This window comes from Ammoniphilus soli (assembly GCF_040813775.1).
Map to the genome: position 1 here is coordinate 1 of NZ_JBEGDL010000109.1, position 1,917 is coordinate 1,917.

General features: G+C 48.9%; 3 protein-coding genes. All 3 read left to right on the plus strand.

Annotated elements, in window-relative coordinates; all coding sequences use genetic code 11:
- Positions 1-1,205 (plus strand): glycine/betaine/sarcosine/D-proline family reductase selenoprotein B (locus ABLT31_RS38435; RefSeq protein WP_367760985.1); only part of this gene is annotated, 1,205 nt, incomplete at its 5' end.
- 26 nt (positions 1,206-1,231) lie between these two features.
- Positions 1,232-1,690 carry a glycine/sarcosine/betaine reductase complex selenoprotein A gene (gene grdA, locus ABLT31_RS38440; RefSeq protein WP_367760986.1) on the plus strand — a complete coding sequence of 153 codons (459 nt, stop codon included), beginning with the start codon at positions 1,232-1,234 and terminating at the stop codon, positions 1,688-1,690.
- 67 nt (positions 1,691-1,757) lie between these two features.
- Positions 1,758-1,917: NAD(P)/FAD-dependent oxidoreductase (locus tag ABLT31_RS38445; protein WP_367760987.1), on the plus strand; the 160-nt coding region annotated here is incomplete at its 3' end.

Here is a 1,917-nt window from a genome sequence, read left to right on the forward strand (position 1 = left end):
GAATGCTTCTCAAAAACACCGTTGCCCCAGAAATCGAGGTTACGCATACGATCATTTGCGGAGATAACTTCTTCGGATCGAATGAAGAGACCGCTATTGAAACCATCATTGGCTACCTGAAGGAAGTAGAATTCGACCTATTCATTGCAGGACCTGCATTCCTGGCTGGACGATACGGTTTTGCCTGCGCCAAAATTTGTAAGGCCGTAGAAGAACAGTTTGGGGTTCCAGTTGTAACCAGCATGCATGTAGAAAATCCGGCTGTGGAAATGTTCCGCAAGGATCTCTATATATTTGAAGGCGGCGATAGTGCGGGGGCGATGCGCAAGGATGTACCAGCCCTAGCCAAGTTTCTGAAGAAACTGGCCCACGGCGAACCGCTAAAGTCAGCCCGTGAAGAAGGGTATTTCCCAAGGGGAATCCGCTTTGAAGCGTTTACGAACGAATTAGGGGCTGACCGTGTCGTTAACATGCTGTTGAAAAAGTTAAACGGTGAAGAGTTTTTGACGGAAATGCCCATGCCGAAGGTTGACCGCGTGGCGATTGCGCCTACGGTTGATTTGAGGGATGCTACCATCGCTTTTGTTAACTCCGGAGGGATTGTCCCGGTGGGGAATCCAGATCGTATCCAGTCCGCTTCGGCTACAAAATGGGGAAAATACAGCATTGCTGGCCAGGATTCTTTAAAGGCTGGCGAGTGGCAGACCATCCATGCTGGGTTCGACCCTTCCTTTGCCAATGAAAATCCGAATGTCATCGTTCCGCTTGATGTGCTGCGTGAGTATGAGAAGGAAGGAAGAGTTGGCAAAATCCACGACTATGTATACTCAACGGTCGGAACAGGGACAACCCAAGCCGATGCTAGCCGCATGGGAGCCGAAATTGCCCAGCAGTTAAGGGATGCCAACGTATCTGCTGTCATCATGACATCCACCTGAGGGACTTGTACTCGTTGCGGTGCAACGATGGTGAAAGAAATTGAAAGAGCAGGCATTACGATCGTACAAATGGCCAATCTCGTATCCATTGCTAAGACAGTGGGAGCCAACCGGATTGTGCCGACGGTTTCCATTCCTCACCCGCTGGGAGATCCTAACCTATCGTCGGCAGATGAACGGAAAATGCGCAAGTATCGCGTAGGGGTGGCTTTGCAGGCATTAGAAACAGGGGTTGAAGAAGCTACGATTTTTGAAGTGAAATACTAAAATTTGAAACTAAAGGAGAGATCAGCATGTTAAAAGATAAAAAGATCATTATTGTTGGGGAAAGAGACGGGGTTCCGGCTCCTGCGATTGCCGAGTGCGTGAAAGCGAGCGGCGGAGAAGTCATCTTCATGGATACCCAGTGCTTTGTTTGAACGGCGGCAGGCGCTATGGACCTTGAGGTTCAAGGTTCTTTAATTAAAGCTGTAGAGCAATTCGGAAAAGATAACGTGATGGTGATCCTGGGATCTCCTGATGCGGATAGTGCAGATATTTATGCTGAAACCGTGACGATGGGTGACCCAACCTATGCCGGACCGTTAGCGGGTGTGGCCTTAGGTTTGCAAGTTTATCATGTGCTGGAAGACGAAATCAAAGCGATTGTTCCAGAAGAAATCTATCAGGAGCAAATTGGAATCATGGAGCTTTCTCTCGATAAAGATGGAATTTGCGAAATGATGAGAACAGCCCGGACTAGATGCCTATAGAGCAATAAGTCAAGGGGGCGGATGCCTGCCCCCTTGATCCCATATCAGATTAGGGGAGGGGTCTTAAGTGAGCGAACAAAAAATTTACGATGTCATTATTGCTGGGGCAGGTCCGGCCGGATTGACGGCAGCAGTCTATACGGCACGAGCGAATATGAGTACGCTGATGGTTGAAAAGGGAAGTCCTGGCGGGCAGATGATGAACACGGAAGAGATTGAAAACTATC